Consider the following 15,053-nt stretch of genomic DNA (forward strand, 5'->3'; position numbering starts at 1 on the left):
GAAAGTCGCTGCCGCGATCTTCGGCGCTGCCGCGCCGTCAAGACGGCGTAGGCGACCCCGCACATGCGGTGCAGGTAGCTTCACTGTAGCAACTTGCCGGCCCCGGCCCCCGGCGTGGCGTCCTGAAATTTGTCGCAAGGGGAATTTAGCGTCCTCGGCGGATGTCGGCCGACGGGACTAAAATGGCGGATTCCGCAGCCATAACAACCCAAGGCCCCCCTATGCGACTCCTTCACACCATGCTGCGCGTTGGCGACTACCAGCGCTCGATCGACTTCTACACGCGCGTGCTGGGCATGCAGCTGCTGCGCGAGAGCGACAATCCCGAGTACAAGTACCGCCTGGCCTTTGTCGGCTACGGCCCCGAGAGCGAGACCGCGGTGCTGGAGCTGACCTACAACTACGGCGTGGATCAGTACGACCTGGGCACGGCCTACGGCCATATTGCGCTGGAGACCCCGAACGCCGCCGAGGCGTGCGAGCGTATCCGCGCCGCCGGCGGCAAGGTCACGCGCGAGGCCGGCCCGGTCAAGGGCGGCACCACCGTGATCGCGTTTGTGGAAGACCCGGACGGCTACAAGATCGAGCTGATCGAGCGCAATTCCACGCGCGACGCGGCGCGCCCGTAAGCGGCGTACGCCACGCCGCGATGGGTACACAAACGATAACAAGGCGCCCGCTGGACAGCACGGCCATCGGCCTGATGGTGCTGCTGTGCGCCGCATGGGGACTCCAGCAGGTGGTGATCAAGGTCACCGCCCCCTTGATGGGCGCCGTGCTGCAGGCCGGCGTCCGCTCCGCCATCGCCGCGCTGCTGGTCTTTGCGTTTGCCGCCTGGCGCGGCACCCCGCTCTGGGAACGCGACGGCACGCTGCGCGCGGGCATCGGCGCCGGGCTGCTGTTCGGCGCCGAGTTCTTCTGCATCTTCGTCGGGCTGGGACACACCACCGCGTCGCGCATGGCGGTGTTCCTGTACACCGCGCCGATCTTCACGGCGCTGGGCCTGCACCTGTTCGTCGCCGGCGAGCACCTGCAGCGCGCCCAGTGGGCCGGCGTGGTGCTGGCCTTCGTCGGCATGGTGCTGGCATTTGCCGATGGCATCGTCTCGCCGTCGGCGCAGGGCGGCACGCTGTTCGGCGACGCGCTGGGCGTGCTGGCCGGCGCGCTCTGGGCCGCCACGACGATCCTCGTGCGCGGCAGCAAGCTGTCCCACGCGCCGGCCAGCAAGACGCTGCTGTACCAGCTGGCGGTGTCGGCGGTGCTGCTGCTGGCGATGGCGCTGGCGGCCGGACAGGTCCACCGCGTGGAAGTCACCGGCTTCGTGGTGGCCAGCCTGTTCTACCAGTCGGTGCTGATCGCCTTTGCCAGCTACCTGATCTGGTTCTGGCTGCTGCGCCAGTACCTGGCGTCGCGGCTGTCGGTCTTCTCGTTCCTGACGCCGCTGTTCGGCGTGGCATTCGGCGTGCTGCTGATGCACGACCAGGTCGCCCTGCGCTTCGCCGTGGCGGCGGTGCTGGTGCTGGCGGGAATCGTGCTGGTGAACCGGCGGGGCTGACGCCCGCGGCTGGGAGGGGGCTGGCCGGCCCCTCCGCCAGGCGGCGGAGGGACGGTAACGGACGGGTTTAGCGCGGGAACGAGAACATGCCCAGCGCGCCACGCACTTCGTCCAGCGTCTGCTGGGTCAGTTCGCGGCTGACCTCGGTACCCTTGCGCAGGATGTCGAACACGTAGCCCGGGTCCTTCGCCAGCGCCTCGCGGCGCTCGCGGATCGGGCGCAGCATTTCCTGCAGGATGCCTTCCACCCGGCGCTTGAGCACCATGTCGCCCAGGCCGCCGCGCTGGTAGTGATCCTTGAGCGCCTGCACTTCCTCGACGTTGGGATCGAACGCATCCAGGTACGTGAACACGACGTTGCCCTCCACCTGGCCGGGGTCCGACACTTTCAGGTGGTTCGGGTCGGTGTACATCTTGTGCACGGCCTCGCGGATCTGGTCCGGCGACGCCCCCAGCGGGATGGCGTTGCCCTGCGACTTGCTCATCTTCGCCTTGCCATCGACGCCCGGCAGGCGGCCGTGCTTGGGAATCAGCGCGGCGGCCTCGGGCAGCACGTCGCGGCCCACCTGGTGGTTGATGCGGCGCACGATCTCGTTGGTCTGCTCGATCAGCGGCGCCTGGTCCTCGCCCACCGGCACCAGCACGGCCTTGAAGCCGGTGATGTCGGCGGCCTGCGACGCCGGGTAGCACAGGAAGCCGGCCGGGATGTCACGGCCAAAGCCGCGCGCCTGGATCTCTTCCTTGATCGTCGGGTTGCGCTCCAGGCGCGACACCGTGACGAAGTTCAGGTACATCAGCGTCAGCTCGGCCAGCGCCGGCAGGTGCGACTGCACCGTGATCGTGGTCTTGGCCGGGTCGATGCCGACGGCCAGGTAGTCCAGCGCCACTTCCAGCACGTTGCGGCGCACCTTGTCCGGATCGTGGGCGTTGTCGGTCATCGCCTGCGTGTCGGCCAGCAGCACGTACTGGCGATGCGTTTCCTGCAGGGCCACGCGGCTCTTTAGGGAGCCCACGTAGTGGCCCAGGTGCAGCGGGCCGGTCGGGCGGTCGCCGGTCAGGATGACGGGACGCGGGTCGGTCTTGGTCGGTTCGGTCATGAGCGTCGCGAAAGCTTCGGGAATGTTCGGGGGTTCTGGGAATGCTGTGGGCGGCGGCCGGCCTCAGGCCACGCCGCGGGCGGGCGGCGCCGCGCCCTTGCCGACGATGCGCGCCAGCTCGACGTACTCGGCCACCGGCACTTCCTCGGCGCGGCGGCCCAGGTCGAAGCCGAGCGCGTCGAAGTCGACCTGGTCACGCAGGAACGACAGCGTGTTGCGCAGCACCTTGCGGCGCTGCGAGAACGCCGCCGTCACCACGTCGCCAAGCACTTCGGGGTCGCAGGCCGGGTACGGCGATTGCAGCGCGCCGTCCTCGCCGCGCGGCCACGGGATCATGCGCACCACGGCCGAATCGACCTTGGGCGGCGGGTTGAACGACGCGGGCGGCACGTCGAGCACGTGTTCCATGTGGTAGCGCACCTGCAGCATGATCGACAGCCGGCCAAACACCTTGCTGCCGGGCTCGGCCACCATGCGCTCGACCACCTCCTTCTGCAGCATGAAGTGCTGGTCGCGCACCACATCGGCAAAATCCATCAGGTGGAACAGCAGCGGGCTGGAGATGTTGTACGGCAGGTTGCCGACGATGCGCAGCGCGCGGCCGGCCTGCTTGAGCTGCCCGAAATCGAATGCCAGCGCGTCGCCGGCATGGACGGTCAGGCGGTCGGTGTAGCGGTTGCGCAGGCGCTCGACGAGGTCGCGGTCGAGTTCCACCACCTGCATGGCGGGCAGGCGTTCGAGCAGCGGGTTGGTCAGCGCGCCCAGGCCCGGGCCGATCTCGACGACGACGTCGTCCGGCTGCGGGTCGATCGCGTTGACGATGCCGTAGATGATGCCGTCGTCGACCAGGAAGTTCTGCCCGAATCGTTTGCGGGCCACATGGCCCTGGTGCACGTTTGAACGCATAGGTCAGTGGCGGCCGTTGGCGGACGCGCCGTTGCCGTGGCGTCCGCTGGCGTGGCCAGCCATCAAAGTGGCGCACCGGATGGCCTCGATCATGCTGCCGTGCTCGGCCCGGCCGCTGCCGGCCAGGTCGAGCGCGGTGCCGTGGTCCACCGATGTGCGGATAAAGGGCAGGCCCAGCGTGACATTGACGCCGTGGCCGAAGGTGCCGTACTTGAGCGGCGCCAGTCCCTGGTCATGGTACATCGCCAGCACGCAGTCGGCATCGCGCAGGTGGCGCGGCTGGAACAGCGTGTCGGCGGGATAGGGGCCGCGCGCGTCGATGCCGGCGTCGACGGCCAGCGCCAGCGCGGGCGAGATGATGTCGATTTCCTCGCGGCCCATGTGGCCGGACTCGCCGGCATGCGGGTTGAGGCCGGTCACCAGGATGCGCGGCCGCGCGATGCCGAAGTGGCGCCGCAGGTCGTGGTCGACGATGGTCAGCGTTTCCAGCAGCATCGGCACGGCCAGCGCGTCGGGCACCGCGCGCAGCGGCAAGTGCGTGGTGGCCAGCGCCACGCGCAGCATCGCGTTGTCATGCGCGGGCTGCGGGCCGGCCAGCATCATCACCACGCGCGGCACGGCGGCCCGCTCGGCCAGGTATTCGGTATGGCCCGTGAACGGCACGCCGGCGTCGTTGATCGTGCTCTTCTGCACCGGCGCGGTGACCATGGCGGCATAGCGGCCATCGCGTAGCCCGTCGATGGCGGCATCGAGCAGCGCCAGCACGTAGCGGCCGTTGCGCGCGTCGAGCTGGCCGGGCGCGCAGGGCACGCCCAGCGCGACGTCTTCCACCACCACCTGGCCGTCGGCGATGCGCCGCTGCCACGCGTGCGCCACACCCAGCGCCTGGGCACGCTGCGCCAGCAGGCGCGCGTCCCCGATCACATGGAACCGGTAGTGCCCCTGCCCCATGCCGTTGCCGGTGCCCACGAGCTGCAGCAGGGCACCGATCGTGATGTCGGGGCCGATGCCGGCGGGTTCGCCGGTCGTGATGGCTAGCGCGAGGGGAGCGGGTGCAGGGTCGGGCATGGCAGGCTGGCCGGCGCGTCAGCGCTGGCGGTTGATCCGGTATTCCACGTAGGCCGCGCTGCGGAGCTGGCGCACCCAGTCATCATAGGCGGCGCGCAGCTTCTGCTCGCGGACTTCCTGGCGGGCGAAGTCGCGCTGCTTCTCGGCCGATACCTCGGTCTCGCGGCGGTTTTCCACCTGGATCAGGTGCACGCCGAACTGCGTGACCACGGGCTCGGAGATCTCGCCCGGACGCAGGCGGTTCATGGCCTGCTCGAACTCGGGCACCAGTTCGCCCGGCGACACCCAGCCCAGTTCGCCGCCCTGCTGGGACGAGCCGTCCTGCGAGTAGCGCCGCGCCGCATCGGCGAAATCGGTGCCGTGGGTCAGGCGGTCGCGCAGCGTGGTCATCTGCCGGCGGGCTTCGGCCTCGGGCATGTTCGGGCCGGTGCGGATCAGGATGTGACGCACCTGCGTCTGCGTGATGCGGTCGCTGGCGGCCTGCTGGGCCGGCGCGCCGGTGCGCTTGGCGGCCAGCTTCAGCACGTGAAAGCCGTTGGCCGATTCCACCACGTCCGGCACCACGCCGCCCGGCTGCAGGTCGACGATGGCGTTGGCGAACAGCGCCGGCAGGCGGCCAATTTCGCGGAAGCCGATCGCGCCGCCCTGCGCCGCCTCGGGCGCGTCGGAATTCGACCGCGCCAGCTCGGCAAAGTCGGCACCGCCCTGCGCCTGCTTGAGCAGGCCCTGGGCCTTGGCCTTCAACTGGGCCTTCTGGGCTTCGGAGGCGTCCTCGGGCACGCGCACCAGGATCTGCTGCACGTTGTACTCGGTGGGCCCCGTGGCCGCCGACTGCCCGCTGCGGGCGGCCAGGTAGTTGTCGATCTCGCCGTCGTAGACCTGCACCTTCGAATCGACCTCGCGCTCGCGCAGGCGGATCACCTGCACCTGCTTGCGCAGTTCGTCGCGGTACTTGGACCACGTCATGCCGCTGGCTTCCACGCGGCGGCGCAGCTCGGTGGCGGACATCTTGTTCTGCTGCGCGACCGATTCGATCGCGCGGTCCACTTCCTGGTCGGTCACCTTGATGCCGGCGTCCTGGGCGGCCTGCGTCTGCACGCGGTCCATCACCAGCCGCTCCAGCACCTCGCCCAGCAGGTCGGGCCGCTCGGGCACCGGACGGTTGGACGCGCGGAGCTGGCTCTCGACCTCGTCGGCCCGGTCAAGCAGCTCGCGCCGCGTGATCACGCTGTTGTTGACGATGGCCACCACCTCGTCCACCAGCTGCGAGCGCTTCTGCGCCGGCTGCGGCACGCCGAGCTGTGGCTGGCTCGGCGCCACCGTGGACGACGACGGCGACCCGCCCGGCATGAAGATGCCCTGCGTGCGGCCGCTGGACCCCGGGGCGCGGAGCTGCGCGGCGGCCGGTGCGGCCAGCGTGACCAGCACCGCGGAGAGCAGCAGTTGCTGCCACGAGTTCAGGCGGAACATTACCGAAAAAGCTTGACGTTTCATCTTGGTCCGTCATTCATAGTGATCGTACGGGGACGTGGGCACCGGCCGCGCGGTCACGGGCTCGTAGCCCGGCACGTTCAGGCGCAGCATGTCCAGCGGATTCGAGCCAACCTTCGACAGGCCGCGGAATTCCACCTGCAGGAACACCCGTCCGGTATAGCCGTTGGTCGTGTTGCGGAAGCGCTGGTAGACGAAGCGGCCCACCCAGCAGTCCGCCGCGTATTCGAAGCCGGCCAGCGCGTCCACAAGCTGGCTGGCCGACTGGTCGTACGCCACGCGGCCGATACCGTAGACGCGCTGCGTGATCGGCCACTGGCCCGAGACCTCGAACTGGTCGATGGCCGTGTTGTCGGTGACCGACGTCGGACGGCGGTAGCGATAGCCCATGTTGAGCAGCTTGCGCGAGTCCGGCCGCCACTGGAACGCCACGTTCGAGTAGTTGACGCGGTTTTCGTCGGGATTCCACTGGATGCCCGCGTCCAGGTAGTAGCCGCGGAAAAGCTGGATCGTCGTGGCCGCCAGCAGATCGGAATACGACGGCTTGGTGTCGTTCAGCGTGCCGCTGATCTGCACGCGCTGGCCGGTGAAGTCCACGCGCTGCGCGATCGTGCCGCGGAAGCGCTCCACGCCGGTCTCGGACTCGATCAGGCGCGTGGTCAGGCCCGCGGTCAGCTTGTTGTTGTCGGCAATCCGGTCCGCGCCGCTGAACGGGTTTTCCGTGAAGATCTGGCCGTAGCTGAAGTCGGACTGCGCCGTATCGAACAGCGGGAACTGGCTCTGGTCGCGGAACGGCGTGTAGACGTAGAACAGGCGCGGCTCCAGCGTCTGCGTGTAGTTCACGCCGAACAGCCGGCTGATGCCGGGCGCCTCGCGCTCGAAGGTCATGCCCGAGTCCAGGCTGACCGTCGGGATCGTGCGGCTCAGCGTGTTGGGCGCCCCGGCCGTGTTCGTGCCGGCGTCCATGTTGTACTGGGCCGCGTTGAAGATGACCTTCGGCGTCACATACCAGCCCGGCCGGATGATCGGGTAGCTGATGGTCGGCTGGAAGTACGCGCGGTTGCCTTCCGGCTGCTGGAACCCCGTGGACGTCAGCGGGATCTTGAAGCGCGTGTAGTCGGTGTCGATGGCGATGTCGAAGCCGCCTACGTCGTACTTCGTGTACTTCGCATTGAGCTGCGGCTCGCGCTCGTACGAGGGCTCGCTGGGCCGCAGCGTCTGGAATTTCAGGACCTGCGCCAGGAACGTGAAGTCGCCCCAGTTGTAGGTCACCCCGCCCTGCTGCGTGTACTGGCGCAGCGTGGACTGCGAGACGCTGCGCGTCAGGTCGTCCGGATACTGGTCGTCCGACACCTTGCTGACGTTGGCAAACGCCGTCATGCCGGGGATGATCCGCTGCGTGTGCTGGATCGAGTAGGCCCAGCGGTCGCGGTCGGCCTTCTTGTCGTCGGGCAGGATTTCCGCCCGGATGCGGCCGCTGTAGCCGTCGCCCAGGTACCGGTAGTCGCCGCCGAGCTGCAGGCCGCGCGACGACAGGATGCGCGGGAACAGCGTCAGGTCGCGGTTCGGTGCCAGGTTGAAGTAGTACGGCACCGTGATATCGGCGCCGGACTTGGAACTGTAGCCAAACAGCGGCGGCAGCACGCCGCTGCGGCGCTCGCTGTTCAGCGGGAACGAGAACGCCGGCGCGCCGGCCACGGGCACGCCGAAGAAGTGCAGCACGCCGCCATAGGCGACGCCCACTTCGCGGTCGCTGTCCAGGTCGAGCTTGCGGGCGCTGAAGTACCAGTCCGCGTTGTCGGGCGAGCAGGTCGTGTAGGTGGCCTTCTTGAGCGTGCTGCGGTCGGGATCGATGAAATCCATCCGCTCCGCGCTGCCCGAGCCGCCGGTCTGCTGGAAATAGTAGTCCGGCGACAGCATGTAGCCTTCGTTGGCCTGCACGCGCAGCTTGGCCTCGGGGCCCACCGCCAGCGTGCCGCTCTTGGACATCCGCACATTGCCCGTGGCATGGGCCTCGTCGGTGTCCTGGTCATAGGTCAGCTTGTCGCCCTTGACCACGCCGCCGTCGCGGCGCAGTTCGGCGTTGCCTTCCAGTTCGACGCCCTTCTCGTTGTAGCCCGTCATGCGGTCGCCCGACACGTAGGCCGGCGCATTCGGGTTCGACGGCGTCGACGCGGGCGCCACGCCCAGCGTGTTGCTGCTGGCGGTACCTGGCCGGCGCGGCGGCTCGGTCAGGCTTGGTACCAGTTCGCCCGCCTCGGGCGGCGGGGGCGGAGGCTCGACCACCTCGGTGACGACGGGCTCCACCATCTCGATGTTGGGAATCGCCGACGCGCCGCCGTACTGGGCGTGCGCGTTGACCGAGAGGCCGGCCATGGCCAGCACGAGCGGCCGCAAGGCCGAGGCATGCGCAAGGGCGCGCCGGGGCTGGCCCTGGCGCGCAGGCGGTCGGGTGGCCGTTGTATGCGGCGATCGTCGTTGTTGTTCGGTCATGCAAACGGTTGTCGGTCGGCTCGGCGGCGGGCGCGGCGCGGGACGCCGCATGGCGGCTCCCAACGGCCCCCAGCCCAATGCCAGAGCGGGCTGCGGGGCGACAAAGGCCCCTCCCGGGGGCCACCCGGCGCCCGGGTCTGGTCGGGTATTATACGGGGCATCGTATTCTCCCTTTCCGGCATGGCAGCACTCAATGACGACCCGGGCCACGACCCGCGTATCGAACAACTGAAATCGTGGGTAGCCGGGCTCGGCGCGGCGTGGTCGATCGACCCGTCTTCCTGCGCGCCGGCTTCGGCCGACGCCAGCTTCCGCCGCTACTTCCGCGTGCGCACCGGCCATCCGGCCCATCCGACCGCCATCGTGATGGACGCCCCGCCCGCGCACGAGGACTGCCGCCCGTTCATCCACGTGGCCCGGCTGTTCGGCGATGCCGGCGTGACGGTGCCCACCGTGCTGGCGCAGGACCTCGACCAGGGGTTCCTGCTGCTGGCCGACCTGGGCAGCCAGACCTACCTGTCGCGCCTGGACGAGGCCTCCGCCCGCCCGCTGTACGAGGACGCCGCCGCCGCGCTGGTCCGCATCCAGCTCGCCACGCGCCCCGGCGAGCTGCCGGCCTACGACCGCGCGTTGCTGCAGCGCGAGCTGGACCTTTTCCCGCAGTGGTACGTGGCCCGCCATCTCGGCGCCACGCTGGACGACCGCCAGCAGGCCGACCTGCGCGAAGTCTTCGACACCATCCTGGCCAACAACCTGGCCCAGCCCCAGGTCTACGTTCACCGCGACTATCACTCGCGCAACCTGATGGTCCTGCCCGAAGGCGCCAGCGTGGGTGCCAACCCCGGCATCCTGGACTTCCAGGACGCCGTGATCGGGCCGATCACCTACGACGCCGTGTCGCTGTGGCGCGACGCCTATATCGAGTGGGAAGAAGAGCAGCAGCTCGACTGGCTGATCCGCTACTGGGAACGCGCCCGCAAGGCCGGCCTGCCCGTGGCGGCCGATTTTGGCGATTTCTACCTCGATTTCGAGTGGATGGGCCTGCAACGCCACCTGAAGGTGCTTGGCATCTTCGCGCGGCTGTACCACCGCGACGGCAAGGACGGCTACCTGGCCAACCTGCCGCTGGTGCTCAAGTACACGCGCAGCGTGGCCGGCCGTTACTCCGAAATGCGCAAGCTGGTGCGGCTGCTGGACGCGCTGGAAGGCACCGAGCGCCCCACCGGCCTGACGTTCTGAACCGTGCCGACGCCCCCTGACGCCGCCGCAGACCCCGCCATCACCCGCCGTGGCGAGTGGTGGGCCGGCGTGCGCGCGCTGGCGCCGATGCTGCTCGGCGTGGTGCCGTTCGGCCTGATCTATGGCGTGCTGGCGGTCAACGCCGGCATGCCGGCCTGGCTGGCCTGCGCGATGAGCGCCATCGTTTTCGGCGGCGCGTCGCAGATGATCCTGACCCAGCTCTGGTCGGCCGGCACGCCGGCGCTGGTCATCGCGTTCACCGTGGCGATGGTCAACCTGCGGCACGCGCTCTATTCGGCCACGATCGCGCCGTCGCTGGCGCCGCTGCCGCGCCGCTGGAAGGCGCTGGTGGCCTACCTGCTGACCGACGAGGCCTTCGCCGCCATGACGCGCCGGCTGGGCGATACCGGCCCCCGCGCGCGCTATCGCCACTGGTTCTACTTCGGCGCCGGCGTCTCGCTCTGGACGAGCTGGCAGGTGTCGACGCTGGCCGGCGTGCTGGTGGGCGCCCAGGTGCCGCGCGACTGGCCGCTCGACTTCTTCCTGCCGCTGACGTTCATCGCGATCATCGTGCCCAACCTCAAGCATCGCGCCCACGTGGCCGCCGCGCTGGTGGCCACGGCGCTGGCCGTGGTGTGCTACGCCATGCCGCACAAGCTCGGGATCATGGTGGCGGCGCTGGGCGGCATCGCGGCGGGCATGCTGCTGCTGCGGGGGCACCCCCGTGGCGGCCAGCGCGCGCCCCGCGCCGACGGCAAGGAGCACGCGGCATGAGTTCGCTGACCTTGCTCTGGGTGTTCCTGGGCGCGGGCCTGGCCACCTACCTGATCCGCCTGTCGTTCATCGCCGTCGAAGGCCGCGTGCACCTGCCGCCGTGGTTCCGCACGGCGTTGCAGTTCGTGCCGGCCGCGATGCTGTCCGCGCTGATCGCGCCGGACCTGCTGATGCGCGACGGCGCGGTGTACCTGAGCCCCTACAACGCGCGGCTGGTGGCCGGCCTGGTCGCCATCGTGATCGCCGCGCGCACGCGCAGCGTCGGCTGGACCATTGCCGGCGGCATGGCCACGCTGATCGCCCTGGAGTGCCTGCTTTGAAAGCGATGATATTTGCCGCCGGGCGCGGCGACCGCATGCGCCCGCTGACCGACACCACGCCCAAGCCGCTGCTGGCCGTGGGCGGCAAGCCGCTGATCGTCTGGCAGATCGAGGCGCTGGCCCGCGCCGGGCTGTCCGATATCGTCATCAACCATGCCTGGCTGGGCGACCGGCTCGAAGCGGCGCTGGGCGACGGCCGCCAGTTTGGCGTGCGCCTGCACTGGTCGGCGGAAGGCACGGCGCTGGAGACGGCGGGCGGCATCGCGCAGGCGCTGCCGCTGCTGACCGCCGGCGCGGGCGACGACGTCTTCCTGGCCGTATCCGGCGACATCTTCTGCGATTTCGATTACGCGTCGCTGCTGCCGCGCGCGCGCAGGATGGCCGGCGCGGCGCGGCCGCAGATGCACCTCGTGATGGTGCCGAATCCCGACTTCCATCCGCGCGGCGACTTCGTGCTCGGCGACGACGGCCGGCTGCACCTGCCCGACGCCAGCCAGCCGGGCCAGGCGCTGACGTTCGGCAACATCGGCCTCTACGACACGCGGCTGTTCCGCGACATCGCGCCGGGGCAGAAGGTGGCCATGTCGCCGTACTACCGCGCTGCGATCGGGGCCGGCACCGCCACCGGCGAGCGCTTCGACGGCCGCTGGGAAAACGTCGGCACGCCGGCCCAGCTGGACGCGCTGGACCGCGCCCTGCGGGCCTGACGCCCGCGCCCGCCGCCCCGCCAAGCGGCCTACTGGGCGCCCGTTGCGGCGCATGGCGTGCCCGCACCGCCGGCCGGCGGGTTTAGAATCGGCACATTCCCCTCACCGGCCTGCCTCATGTCCGCACCCGATTCCGCTCTCCTTGGCGCGTGCCGCGACCGCCGTGCCCGCGTGCTGCAACAGTTGCGCGCCACCGGCGGTGGCGTGGCGATCGTGCCCACCGCGCCGGAAGCCATGCGCAACCGCGATAGCGACTACCCATACCGGCACGACAGCTATTTCTATTACCTGACCGGCTTCACCGAACCCGAGGCCGTGCTGGTGCTCGTGGCCGGCGCGCCGGGCGAAGACGGCGACCGCAGCATCCTGTTCTGCCGCCCCAGGCACGAGGAACGCGAGATCTGGGACGGCTTCCGCTTCGGCCCCGAAGGCGCCCGCGCGACGTTCGGCTTCGACGAGGCCCATTCGGTCGAGGACATCGACAAGCTGCTGCCCCCGCTGCTGGCCAACCGCGCCCAGCTGGCCTACCCGCTGGCCGCCACCGCCACCATCGACGCCGACGTGCGCCGCTGGATCGATGGCGTGCGCATGCAGGGCCGCGCCGGGGTCTCGTCGCCGTCGGTGGCCATGGACGTGCGCACGCTGCTCGACGAAATGCGGCTGTTCAAGGATGCCGGCGAGCTGGCGACGATGCGCCGCGCGGCCGAGATCTCGGCGCAGGCCCACGTGCGCGCCATGCGCGCGTCGCGCGCCGGGCTGCGCGAGTACCACCTGGAAGCCGAGCTGCTGTACGAATTCCGCCGCCATGGCGCCCAGAGCGTGGCCTACAACTCGATCGTGGCCGGCGGCGCCAATGCCTGCGTGCTGCACTACCGCGCCGGCCCCGGCGAACTGCGCGACGGCGACCTGTGCCTGATCGACGCCGGCTGCGAGCTGGACGGCTATGCATCTGACATCACGCGCACGTTCCCGGTCTCGGGCCGCTTCTCGCCGGCCCAGCGCGAGCTGTACGACCTGGTGCTGGCCGCGCAGGAAGCCGCCATCGCCGAGACCCGCGCCGGCGTGCCGTACAACGTGCCGCACGACGCCGCGGTGAAGGTGCTGGCGCAGGGCATGCTCGACACGGGCCTGCTGGACCGCAACAAGGAAGGCACGCTCGACGACGTGCTGGCCAGCGGCAGCTACCGCCGCTTCTACATGCACCGCACCGGCCACTGGCTTGGCATGGACGTGCACGACGTGGGCGAATACCGCGTGCCCGGCCCGCTGCCGGCCGGCCACGAGGGCGAGCGCCCGTGGCGGCCGCTGGAACCCGGCATGGTGCTGACGATCGAGCCGGGCATCTACGTGCGGCCGGCCGAGGACGTGCCCGAGCGCTACTGGCATATCGGCATCCGCATCGAGGATGACGCCGTGGTGCGCGCGGGCGAATGCGAACTGATCACGCGCGGCGTGCCTGTGAAGGCCGACGAGATCGAGGCACTGATGCGCGGCAACGGAGGAGCGGCGCGATGAAGGCGTTGTTGAGCAAGCTGTTTGGCGTGGGCGTACCGAAGCACCGGAGCACGGTGCATCCCGTGGATCCGAACCAGCCGTTCGTGGTGAATCTCCATGACGACCGCCTGGTCGTGCATCGCCCGGACGGCCAGCGCGAAGAACTGGCGTGGGACGCGCTGGAGCGCGTGGTGGTGCGGGTGTCCGACCGCGCACCGTGGACCGGCACGCCGTGGCTGATCCTGGCCGGCGACGCGCAGAGCCAGCAGGGCTGCGTGGTGCCGATGACCGCCGCCAACCACGACGCGCTGCTGCGGCGCCTGCAGGCGCTGCCGGGCTTCCACCAGCAGAAGCTCGACAACGCGATGCGCGACGCGGCCGCGGGCAAGGCCCGCACCGATGCAAACCTCTGGAAGCGCGGCGAAGCCCCGGCGGCCAACGCCGCCCCGGCGCACGAGGAGCCCGACCATGACACAGCCGGCCAACGCTGACACCCTCGGTACCCTGGGCACCCCTGGCACCGGCCACGGCGAGCCGCACGACGTGGCCATCGTCGGCGGCGGCCCGGTGGGGCTGGCGCTGGCCTGCCAGTTGCTGCGCACCACGCCATGGCGCATCGTGCTGATCGATGCCGCCACGCCGGCCCGCGCCGCGCGCGACCCGCGCGCCATCGCGCTGTCGCACGGCAGCCGCCAGTTGCTGGAGCAGATTGGCGCGTGGCCCGTGCCGGCGCAGCCGATCGAGCACATCCACGTGTCGCAGCGCGGCCGCTTTGGCCATGTGAAGCTTCATCACGACGACTACGGCGTGCCCGCGCTGGGCCACGTGGTCAAGTACGGCGACCTGTGCCTGGCGCTGGAACGCGCGCTGGCGCGGGCGGCCGACGCGGCGCCCGGCCGGCTGGAACGCGCGTTCGAGACCCGCATCGACGATCTCGACCAGGGCAGCGGCGACGATGCGCGCGCACGCCAGCCCGGCGCCGTGGTCCGGCTGACCGGCGTGTCGCACGCCGACCATGAGGGCCTGCCCGTGGCCTTTGCGGCCCGCATCGCCGTGCAGGCCGAAGGCGGGCTGTTCCACCAGCAGGCGCAGCGCCTGTCGCGCGGCACCGATCCGGCGCGCCGCCGCGACTACGGCCAGACGGCGATCATCGGCCACGTCACCTGCACGCAACCGCTGCCGGGCTGGGCCTGGGAACGGTTCACCGACGAGGGGCCGCTGGCGCTGCTGCCGCACGAGGACCATGGTGTCACCGGCTACGCGCTGGTCTGGTGCTGCGCCCCGGAGCAGGCGCAGCGGCGGCTGGCACTGCCGGACGACCTGTTTGCCGATGAACTGGGCCGCGCCTTCGGCACGCGCATGGGCCGCTTCACGCTGGTGGGCAAGCGCCACGCGTTTCCGCTGGGCCTGAACGCGGCACCGGTCACGGTGCAGCACCGGGTGGTGGCCGTCGGCAATGCGGCGCAGACGCTACATCCGGTGGCCGGCCAGGGCCTGAACCTGGGCCTGCGCGACGCCTTCGCGCTGGCCGATTCCCTGCGCGCCGGCTGCACGCCGCAGGCGTTGCACGCCTTTGCGGGCCGCCACCGCCTGGACCGCGCGATGACGATCGGCATCACCGACCTGCTGCCACGCGTGTTTGGCGTGGGCGGGCCGCTGGCGGCCCATGCGCGCGGCGCGTCGCTGGCCGCGCTGGCCTGCGTGGCGCCGCTCAAGCACGCGCTGGCGCGGCAGATGATGTTCGGCGCCCGGCGCTAGCCGGCCGGATCAAGGTGCCGGGGCGTGCCGCCGCCCCCGCTCCATGATATTTGCTCATTTATTGGGCAACCGTACCGGTTTGGCGGTAAAATCCCGGCCTCGCATACGACCCCCCGGCGCCGTTTGCCGGATTGCCGGCACCAGCCGGGCTT

At 70.3% G+C, this 15,053-nt stretch carries 14 protein-coding genes; 9 read left to right on the forward strand and 5 right to left on the reverse strand.

The window, feature by feature from the left end:
• The first annotated feature begins 221 nt into the window (after window positions 1–221).
• Together gloA and EHF44_RS03180 are read left to right on the forward strand one after the other, a co-directional pair.
• A complete protein-coding gene (gene gloA / locus EHF44_RS03175; RefSeq protein ID WP_124682404.1) occupies window positions 222–629 on the forward strand; it encodes a lactoylglutathione lyase in 408 nt (135 codons plus the stop codon).
• Window positions 630–649: 20 nt separating this feature from the next.
• Entirely contained in the window at window positions 650–1,555 is a 906-nt protein-coding gene (locus EHF44_RS03180) for a DMT family transporter (RefSeq protein ID WP_124682405.1), read from the forward strand.
• Between the two features lie 67 nt (window positions 1,556–1,622).
• Here EHF44_RS03180 and trpS read toward each other — a convergent pair whose 3' ends face one another.
• From trpS to EHF44_RS03205, 5 genes are all read right to left on the reverse strand, one after another.
• Complete coding sequence (gene trpS, locus EHF44_RS03185; RefSeq protein ID WP_124682406.1) at window positions 1,623–2,651, reverse strand: tryptophan--tRNA ligase; 1,029 nt, start codon at window positions 2,649–2,651, stop codon at window positions 1,623–1,625.
• Window positions 2,652–2,714: 63 nt separating this feature from the next.
• Entirely contained in the window at window positions 2,715–3,557 is an 843-nt protein-coding gene (rsmA, locus tag EHF44_RS03190) for a 16S rRNA (adenine(1518)-N(6)/adenine(1519)-N(6))-dimethyltransferase RsmA (protein ID WP_124682407.1), read from the reverse strand.
• Window positions 3,558–3,560: 3 nt separating this feature from the next.
• Window positions 3,561–4,625, reverse strand: coding sequence for a 4-hydroxythreonine-4-phosphate dehydrogenase PdxA (gene pdxA / locus EHF44_RS03195; protein WP_124682408.1), 1,065 nt, complete (start codon window positions 4,623–4,625; stop codon window positions 3,561–3,563).
• A gap of 18 nt (window positions 4,626–4,643) precedes the next feature.
• Window positions 4,644–6,119 carry a peptidylprolyl isomerase gene (locus tag EHF44_RS03200; protein WP_124682409.1) on the reverse strand — a complete coding sequence of 492 codons (1,476 nt, stop codon included), beginning with the start codon at window positions 6,117–6,119 and terminating at the stop codon, window positions 4,644–4,646.
• A 9-nt stretch (window positions 6,120–6,128) separates the two neighbouring features.
• On the reverse strand, window positions 6,129–8,609 hold the full coding sequence (locus EHF44_RS03205) for an LPS-assembly protein LptD (protein WP_124682410.1): 2,481 nt from the start codon (window positions 8,607–8,609) through the stop codon (window positions 6,129–6,131).
• Between the two features lie 180 nt (window positions 8,610–8,789).
• Here EHF44_RS03205 and EHF44_RS03210 point away from each other — a divergent pair, with 180 nt between their 5' ends.
• The 7 genes from EHF44_RS03210 to EHF44_RS03240 all read left to right on the forward strand — a co-directional run bounded on the left by EHF44_RS03210 (window position 8,790) and on the right by EHF44_RS03240 (window position 14,901).
• A complete protein-coding gene (locus tag EHF44_RS03210; RefSeq protein WP_124682411.1) occupies window positions 8,790–9,848 on the forward strand; it encodes an aminoglycoside phosphotransferase family protein in 1,059 nt (352 codons plus the stop codon).
• Between the two features lie 87 nt (window positions 9,849–9,935).
• Entirely contained in the window at window positions 9,936–10,622 is a 687-nt protein-coding gene (locus EHF44_RS03215) for an AzlC family ABC transporter permease (protein WP_253700031.1), read from the forward strand.
• Window positions 10,619–10,942 (forward strand): AzlD domain-containing protein, encoded by a 324-nt coding sequence (locus EHF44_RS03220; protein WP_124682413.1) that lies wholly within the window; start codon window positions 10,619–10,621, stop codon window positions 10,940–10,942. Before EHF44_RS03215 ends, EHF44_RS03220 begins: the two co-directional genes overlap by 4 nt.
• Window positions 10,939–11,649 carry an N-acetylmuramate alpha-1-phosphate uridylyltransferase MurU gene (murU, locus tag EHF44_RS03225; protein ID WP_124682414.1) on the forward strand — a complete coding sequence of 237 codons (711 nt, stop codon included), beginning with the start codon at window positions 10,939–10,941 and terminating at the stop codon, window positions 11,647–11,649. Before EHF44_RS03220 ends, murU begins: the two co-directional genes overlap by 4 nt.
• A 117-nt stretch (window positions 11,650–11,766) precedes the next feature.
• The gene (locus EHF44_RS03230; protein ID WP_124682415.1) at window positions 11,767–13,164 is read left to right on the forward strand and encodes an aminopeptidase P N-terminal domain-containing protein; all 1,398 of its coding nucleotides are present in this window, start codon (window positions 11,767–11,769) and stop codon (window positions 13,162–13,164) included.
• On the forward strand, window positions 13,161–13,634 hold the full coding sequence (locus tag EHF44_RS03235; protein WP_124682416.1) for a hypothetical protein: 474 nt from the start codon (window positions 13,161–13,163) through the stop codon (window positions 13,632–13,634). The genes EHF44_RS03230 and EHF44_RS03235 overlap by 4 nt, the downstream gene beginning before the upstream one ends.
• Window positions 13,612–14,901, forward strand: a complete 1,290-nt coding sequence (locus EHF44_RS03240) for a UbiH/UbiF/VisC/COQ6 family ubiquinone biosynthesis hydroxylase (RefSeq protein WP_124682417.1) — start codon at window positions 13,612–13,614, stop codon at window positions 14,899–14,901. The genes EHF44_RS03235 and EHF44_RS03240 overlap by 23 nt, the downstream gene beginning before the upstream one ends.
• Window positions 14,902–15,053: the final 152 nt, after the last annotated feature.

This window comes from Cupriavidus pauculus, from assembly GCF_003854935.1.
Classification (GTDB): Bacteria; Pseudomonadota; Gammaproteobacteria; order Burkholderiales; family Burkholderiaceae; genus Cupriavidus; species Cupriavidus pauculus_C.

Coding starts and splice junctions, on each gene's coding strand:
- EHF44_RS03215 (WP_253700031.1), top strand. CDS start 9,936: ATGCTGCTCGGCGTGGTGCCGTTCGGCCTGATCTATGGCGTGCTGGCG.
- EHF44_RS03220 (WP_124682413.1), top strand. CDS start 10,619: ATGAGTTCGCTGACCTTGCTCTGGGTGTTCCTGGGCGCGGGCCTGGCC.
- EHF44_RS03235 (WP_124682416.1), top strand. CDS start 13,161: ATGAAGGCGTTGTTGAGCAAGCTGTTTGGCGTGGGCGTACCGAAGCAC.
- EHF44_RS03180 (WP_124682405.1), top strand. CDS start 650: ATGGGTACACAAACGATAACAAGGCGCCCGCTGGACAGCACGGCCATC.
- EHF44_RS03200 (WP_124682409.1), bottom strand. CDS start 6,119: ATGAAACGTCAAGCTTTTTCGGTAATGTTCCGCCTGAACTCGTGGCAG.
- EHF44_RS03230 (WP_124682415.1), top strand. CDS start 11,767: ATGTCCGCACCCGATTCCGCTCTCCTTGGCGCGTGCCGCGACCGCCGT.
- gloA (WP_124682404.1), top strand. CDS start 222: ATGCGACTCCTTCACACCATGCTGCGCGTTGGCGACTACCAGCGCTCG.
- EHF44_RS03240 (WP_124682417.1), top strand. CDS start 13,612: ATGACACAGCCGGCCAACGCTGACACCCTCGGTACCCTGGGCACCCCT.
- EHF44_RS03205 (WP_124682410.1), bottom strand. CDS start 8,609: ATGACCGAACAACAACGACGATCGCCGCATACAACGGCCACCCGACCG.
- rsmA (WP_124682407.1), bottom strand. CDS start 3,557: ATGCGTTCAAACGTGCACCAGGGCCATGTGGCCCGCAAACGATTCGGG.
- EHF44_RS03210 (WP_124682411.1), top strand. CDS start 8,790: ATGGCAGCACTCAATGACGACCCGGGCCACGACCCGCGTATCGAACAA.
- trpS (WP_124682406.1), bottom strand. CDS start 2,651: ATGACCGAACCGACCAAGACCGACCCGCGTCCCGTCATCCTGACCGGC.
- pdxA (WP_124682408.1), bottom strand. CDS start 4,625: ATGCCCGACCCTGCACCCGCTCCCCTCGCGCTAGCCATCACGACCGGC.